Origin of the sequence: Actinomyces sp. ICM39, from assembly GCF_000282935.1 — a bacterium.
Classification (GTDB): Bacteria; Actinomycetota; Actinomycetes; order Actinomycetales; family Actinomycetaceae; genus Pauljensenia; species Pauljensenia odontolytica_B.
Map to the genome: position 1 here is coordinate 1 of NZ_ALCB01000014.1, position 6,383 is coordinate 6,383.

Below are 6,383 nucleotides of genomic sequence, written 5' to 3' on the forward strand. Positions count from 1 at the left end.
CGCCCGCCCCTGAATCGAGGTTAACCTCGTGCGATCACTTCTTGGTGACCTGGTACATCACGGGCTGACCCTTCCAGTCGAACTTGACGTTGTCGACGTTCTTCGACCAGCCGCCGCTGACGTTCGGGTACCACAGCGGGATGGCCGGCAGGTCCTGGAGCAGGATCATCTGGGCCTGCTGGAGGGTCTTGACGGCGTCCGCGGTCGTGGTGGCGGAGGAGGCCTGGATCATCAGGGAGTCGAACTCGCTGTTGGAGTAGTCGCCCTTGTTGGCGTCGGCACCGGTGGCGAACTGGGGCTGCAGGAAGTTGTACAGCGCCGGGTAGTCGCCCTGCCAGCCGTTACGGAACGCGCCGGTCATCTCGCGCTTGTCCTCGGCATCGAGCAGCGACTTGAAGTCGGCGAAGGGGTTGCCTTCGGCGTCGATGCCCAGGGTGTTCTTGATGGAGTTAGCGGTCGCGTCGACCCATTCCTTGTGGCCACCGTCGGAGTTGTAGGCGATGGTGAAGGAGCCGTCCCACGGGGAGATGGCGTCGGCCTTTGCCCACAGTTCCTTGGCCTTCTCGGGGTTGTAGGTCAGGACATCGTTGCCGGAGATGTTGGCGTCGTAGCCCTCGAGGGTCGGAGCAGTGAAGTCCTTGGCGGGGGTACGGGTGCCGTTGAAGATGGTCTTCGTGATGGTGTCGCGATCAACGGCCATGGAGATGGCCTGGCGGCGCAGGCGGCCTTCCTCACCGGAGAAGTGGGGCAGGTACTGCGGGATCGTGAAGTACTGGATGCCAGCGTAGGGCTGGTTCACGGTGCGGCCGCTCAGCTCGGACTCGAAGGTCTTGAACACGGAGGCCGGGACGCCGTCGAGCACGTCGAGGGAGTCGGAGGACAGGTCCTGGTAGCCGGCGTCGAGGCTCGTGTAGAAGACGAAGGTCACGCCGTCGTTCTGGGCCTTGGTGTCGCCCACGTAGTTCTCGTTGGGAACGGTGGTGAACTTGACGTTGTGCTCCCACGCGTCGGCCGAAGCCATCTTGTAGGGGCCGTTGCCCACGGGGGCCTGGCCACCGGCCTCGGGGTCAGCGAGGGTCGAGTCCGGGAGCGGCGCGTAGGCGACGTAGCCCAGGCGCGACATGAAGTCCGAGGTGGGGTTCTTCAGCTTCGCGGTGAAGGTGTAGTCGTCGACCTCGGTCAGGCCGGTGATCTCGCCGTTACCCTCGTCGTCGGTGCCCTCGAAGATGCTGAAGAAGGCAGCCTGCTGCTGCTGCTTCGACGTGATGAGGTTCCAGGCCTTGATGAAGTTGTGAGCCTGGACGGGGGTGCCGTCGGAGAACTTGCGGTCGTTGTGGAGCTTGATGGTCCACTCGGATGCGTCCTCGTTGGGCTCGATGGACTCGGCGACGTCGAGGACGGCGGTGCCGTCGATGTCGTAGCGGACGAGCTGGCTGAACAGGACGGTCAGGATCTTGCCGCCGCCGTTTTCGTTGGTCAGACCCGGCAGGAGCGGGTTCTGGGGCTCGGTGCCGTTGGTCGTGACGACCTTGTCGCCGGAGCCGGACGACGAGGTGCCGCCGCCGGCGCAGGCGGTCAGGGCGAGCGCGGCAGCTGCGGGGATGACGAGCCATGCCTTCTTCAGGTTCATGGATTCCTCCTCCTGGTTGATGGGTGGAACTGGGGGCGGTGCCCTCAGGTATGGTCTGAGATTAACCCGTGGCGCGTGGAATTCATGAAAGATGTCCATCATGTGCGCATTACATTTTGGTTACAAACGTAAAAAGTAGGTCAAATGATGGTGTGGGTCACATAAAAGAGCGTGGGGTGTGACCGAGTAGGCATACGACGAGGCCGGGGCTGAGCGTGCGCACACACCCGGCCCCGGCCTCGTCGAGTCGAGAAGCGAGAATTAGGAAAGCAGGCCCTCGGAAATGAGCCAGTCGTGGGCGATCTGAGAGGCGGACTTCTGCTCGACCGTCGACTCCCGGTTCATCTCGATGAGATCCTGCGCGTCCAACGCCTCGCTCACCCTGTTGATGACCGCGGTCGCGTCTTCGTTTACCCGCGACGAGGCCAGGGGCACCACGTGCGAGGCCAGGAACAGCCCCTTCGGGTCCGTCAGGACCGTCAGCGTTCCGTCCGCGAGCACCGGGTCGGATGAGTAGATGTTCGCGAGCTGGATGTCGCCGTCCTTCAGGGCCTTGACCGTGAGGGGGCCGCCCGAATCCTCGATCGGGGTGAAGTTGACGGTCACTCCGTAGAGGTCGGACAGTCCGGTCGGACCATAGGGACGCGTGCGCAGCTCCGAGTTGCCGCCGAGGGTGAGCGCGCCCGCGTTCGTGAGGTCGCCGATCGACGTCAGTGAGTGGGCTTGCGCGAAGTCGGCCGTCACCACGTAAGAATCCTGGTCGGTCGCAGGTGCCTGCTCGAGGGCGCGCAGGCCCGAGGGGAGCGCGGTCTGCAGAGCTGAATACACCTCGTCCGTGGATCGCGCGGTCGCGTCAGCATCCAGGTACTGCAGCAGGTTGCCCGTGTACTCGGGGAAGACGTCGATCGAGCCGGCCTCAAGCTCGGGCATGTAGACCTCGCGCTGGCCGATCCGCATCTGGCGATCAACCGTGAAGCCTGCCCCTTCGAGCGCCTGCGCGTAGGCCTCCGCGATGATCTCGTTCGAGTAGTAGTCCTGCGAGCCGACGACGAGCGTCGTCGAGCCGTTCTCCGAACTCCCGGTGCTCGTGTTGCCGCCGACCGACTCCGCCGAACCGCAGGCGGCCAGGGCCAGGGCGGAAGCCGCGACGGCAGCCATTGTGATCATTGTGCGTTTCATAGTGTCTCCTTGAGTGAGTTGTCCTCATTGTCTGAGAAAGAATGGGTGCGGGCCCGAAGGCGTTGCGCCACCAGGGCCAGGAGCGCGTCGGTCACCAGCGCGAGGGCGACGACGATGATCGCGCCGCCGATCATCTCCGCGTAGTCGCGGGTCTTCAGCCCCTCGTAAAGGAAACGGCCGAGACCGTAGTTCGCCGTGTAGGCCGCCAGCGTCGTCGTCGCGATCACCTGGAGGGTTGCCGAGCGCACGCCCGCCGCGACGAGGCCGGCCGCGTGCGGGGCCTCGACCTGCGCGAGGACCTGTTTTTCAGTGAGCCCAATCGCTCGCGCCGCGTCCACGGTCGCGCGCGGCGTCGAGGCGATCCCTGAGTAGGTCGCCGACAGGAGCGGCGGAATCGCCAGGATGAGGAGAGCCAGCGTGGGCGCCGCCAGTCCAATACCCAGCCATAGGCCCGCCAGCGTCAGGACGCCGAGCGTCGGAACCGCGCGGGCCGCGCCCGTCGCGCTCACCAGCCATCGGCCCCTGCCCGTATGTCCGATCCAGGTGCCCAGCGGCAGCGCGATGAGGGCCGCGAGCGCCACGATCAGGAGTGTGAGGCCCAAGTGCTCGGTGGCCCTCACGAGGATCCCGGACTCGCCCAGCCAGTGGGCGGGGACTGCCAACCATTTCAGGGCGTCAAGGAGAATGTTCATGCCCGCCCCCTCCTCGTCCACGGAGTGAGCGCCCAGCCGATTCCCTGGATCAGCGCATCGATGATGAGCGCAAGGAGAACCGTTGCGACCAAGCCGGCCACGACCTCGGCGATGAGGCCGCGCTGAAAACCGTCAGTGAACAGCGTCCCCAGCGAGCGCACTCCGATGAACGCACCCACCGTCACGAGCGATACCGTCGACGTGGCGACCACGCGCGTGCCCGCGATGATGACGGGCGTCGCCAGGGGAAGCTCCACCTCGACGAAGCGTCGAAAGAGCGGGTAGCCGCACGCGTTAGCGGCCTGCAGGGTCGCGCGAGGGATTGCGCGGAAGCCCTCCGCGGCCTGTCGCACCAGCACCGCCACGCCGTACAGCGTCAGGACAATCACCATGTTGGCGGGAGAGCGCAGCGCCACCCCGACGATCACGGGAATGACGATCAGAAGCGGGAGCGACGGAACCGCGTACAGCGCCGACAGGACGGACAGGACCCAGCCGCCGCGGCGCGAAAACGCCGCCCAGCGCGCGATCGGCACGGAGAGCAGCACCGACAGTGCGACCGCTGGGAGGGCGATCCACAGGTGCGCGAGCGTCAGGGAGCCAATCACTCCCCAGTTCGAGGACAGCCAGGTCACGGACGCTCCCCGGCCTCGTCGGTCGTCAGCGTGCCCACGGGGGTGCCGGCGTCGTCGACGACCAGGCCACCCGGCCCGGCGACGCGCACCGGGCGTGCCGCGCGCGAGGCTCCGACGAACTCCGCAACGAAGGGCGAGGCGGGAGAGGAGAGCAGCTCGGTGGGCGTCCCCACCTGCTCGATGCGGCCACCCGTCGAGAGGACGGCAACCTGGTCGCCCAACGTGAACGCCTCGTCCACGTCGTGCGTCACGAAGAGGATCGTCGTGCCCAAGGCCCGCTGGATCTCCTTCAGCTCGCGCTGTAGCTCCGCGCGCACGATCGGATCCAGCGCGCCAAAGGGCTCGTCCATCAGCAGGATGTCCGCGCGATTGGCCAGCGCCCGGGCAACGCCCACGCGCTGACGCTGGCCGCCCGACAGCTGGGCGGGGTAGCGATCGGCCATCTCGCGATCCAGGCCCACCAGCTCGAGGAGCTCGAGCGCGCGCTCGCGGGAGGCATGCTTCGTGGCGCCCTCCAGGCGCGGGACGGTCGCGATATTGTCGGCAATGCTTCGGTGGGGGAAGAGTCCGCCCTCCTGTAGGACGTAGCCGATCGAGCGGCGCAGGCGCACGGGATCCTCGCCTGCGACGTCCTGGTCTCGTACGAATACCCTGCCCGAGGTCGGGGTGACCATCGCGTTCACCATCCGCATGAGCGTCGTCTTGCCGCAGCCCGAGGTGCCCAGGAAGACGGTCGTGGAACCCTGCTCGACGGTGAGGGAAAAGTCCTCGACGGCGCGTGTGCCGCCCGGGTAGGTCTTGGAGACGTGGTCGAAGCGAATCATGCGCGCTCCTTGGCAGCCTCGGCGATGAGCGCGAGGCAGCGCGTCAGCTCCTCGCGCTGGACTGTGGAGAGCGGGGCGAAGAGGCGCTCCTGCTCCTTCTCGACGACCGCGCAGGCCTCCTCGAGGTGTGCCAGGCCCCGGTCCGTCACCGTCAGGATGGTCGCGCGCCGGTCGTGCTCGCACGGGGTGCGGTGCAGCAGTCCGTCGCGGTGGAGGCGATCGACGAGGCGCGAGGCCGCTCCCAGGGTGATCCCCTGGCTCGCCGCGACCTCCTGGATGCGACACGCGGGGGTGTCTCGGACCGTGCGCAGGACGAGGAAGCGGCCGAGTGTCAGCGCGTTTCCGGCCTCGGAGAGGGCGGATTCAACGGCGCTCCAAGCGCGAACTTCCGTGTCGATCAGTGTCGCGAACAGCGTGCATGTATCTGTTGCCATGCCCACTACCTTACGCGTAAATAATTGATATGTATGGTGTTTGTGAGGGGAAACTCGTTGAGTTTTTGACGAGATAGGCGTTCTTGTGCTGTTTGTGAGCGGCCCACAACTGTGTGTGGGGCGTGGTCGGCGGGACTCGGCGCGGTGCTACAGTGCGTGGTATCGGCGAGTGGCAAGCTCCGGGGCCCTCGCTCGACGCAAGTCAGTGCCCAGTCGTGGGTGCGTTTTCCCGGCGCGTGACGCGCATATCGATGAGGAGTGTTAAAGGTGCGGAAACGTCTCTACTCTCTGCTGGATGGTGATGGGGGAGCGGCGATGTGGTGCGGGCACGTCATGACCGTGCTCATTATCGCCAGCCTCCTTCCCCTGTGCTTCAAGGAATCCAGCCCCGTCCTCGAGACAATCGAGTACGCCTGCGTCCTCGTGTTCATCGCCGACTATCTGGCACGATGGGCGACGGCGGATCTGAAGCTCGGCAAGGGCGCATTGTCGTTCCTGATCTATCCCTTCACCCCCATGGCCGTCATCGACCTGCTGTCGATCCTGCCAGTCTTCAATGCCCTCAACGACGCGCCGCGCACGCTGCGTGTCCTCCGCCTGTTTCGGGCCCTGCGGCTGTTCAAGCTCATTCGCTACTCGAAGAGCGCCTCCGTCATCGCCGCCGTGTTCGAGAAAGAGAGGGAGGCGCTGCTCGCCGTCCTCGGCCTGGCCATCGGCTACATCCTCGTCAGCGCCCTCGCCATCTTTAACGTCGAGCCGGAAACCTTCAACACCTTCTTCGATGCCGTGTACTGGGCGGTCGTCTCCCTGACGACCGTCGGCTACGGCGACCTCTACCCCACCTCCGACGTGGGGCGTGCCATCGCCATGATCTCCTCGCTCATGGGCGTCGCCGTCGTTGCCCTGCCCTCGGGCATCCTCACGGCGGGCATGCTCGACGAGCTGCGCGGCGAAGGAAGCGCCAGCGACTGATCTGCAGGGACTTTTGT

General features: G+C 65.9%; 7 protein-coding genes. 1 reads left to right on the forward strand and 6 read right to left on the reverse strand.

The genetic code is table 11. From position 1 onward, the window contains the following. Positions 1–34 precede the first annotated feature (34 nt). From HMPREF1137_RS00655 to HMPREF1137_RS00680, 6 genes are all read right to left on the reverse strand, one after another. On the reverse strand, positions 35–1,630 hold the full coding sequence (locus HMPREF1137_RS00655) for a peptide ABC transporter substrate-binding protein (protein ID WP_007587664.1): 1,596 nt from the start codon (positions 1,628–1,630) through the stop codon (positions 35–37). A gap of 261 nt (positions 1,631–1,891) precedes the next feature. After that, on the reverse strand, positions 1,892–2,809 hold the full coding sequence (locus HMPREF1137_RS00660; protein WP_007587660.1) for an ABC transporter substrate-binding protein: 918 nt from the start codon (positions 2,807–2,809) through the stop codon (positions 1,892–1,894). Further along, positions 2,806–3,501: an ABC transporter permease gene (locus tag HMPREF1137_RS00665; protein WP_007587657.1), complete on the reverse strand. Its 696-nt coding sequence runs from the start codon at positions 3,499–3,501 to the stop codon at positions 2,806–2,808. The genes HMPREF1137_RS00660 and HMPREF1137_RS00665 overlap by 4 nt, the downstream gene beginning before the upstream one ends. Beyond that, positions 3,498–4,136, reverse strand: coding sequence for an ABC transporter permease (locus tag HMPREF1137_RS00670; protein ID WP_007587662.1), 639 nt, complete (start codon positions 4,134–4,136; stop codon positions 3,498–3,500). The genes HMPREF1137_RS00665 and HMPREF1137_RS00670 overlap by 4 nt, the downstream gene beginning before the upstream one ends. After that, complete coding sequence (locus tag HMPREF1137_RS00675; RefSeq protein WP_007587665.1) at positions 4,133–4,960, reverse strand: ABC transporter ATP-binding protein; 828 nt, start codon at positions 4,958–4,960, stop codon at positions 4,133–4,135. The genes HMPREF1137_RS00670 and HMPREF1137_RS00675 overlap by 4 nt, the downstream gene beginning before the upstream one ends. After that, complete coding sequence (locus HMPREF1137_RS00680) at positions 4,957–5,394, reverse strand: MarR family winged helix-turn-helix transcriptional regulator (RefSeq protein WP_007587659.1); 438 nt, start codon at positions 5,392–5,394, stop codon at positions 4,957–4,959. The genes HMPREF1137_RS00675 and HMPREF1137_RS00680 overlap by 4 nt, the downstream gene beginning before the upstream one ends. 267 nt (positions 5,395–5,661) lie before the next feature. On the opposite strand from HMPREF1137_RS00680, the gene HMPREF1137_RS00685 reads away from it, so the two are divergent. Then, positions 5,662–6,366: an ion transporter gene (locus tag HMPREF1137_RS00685; protein ID WP_007587663.1), complete on the forward strand. Its 705-nt coding sequence runs from the start codon at positions 5,662–5,664 to the stop codon at positions 6,364–6,366. Positions 6,367–6,383 lie beyond the last annotated feature (17 nt).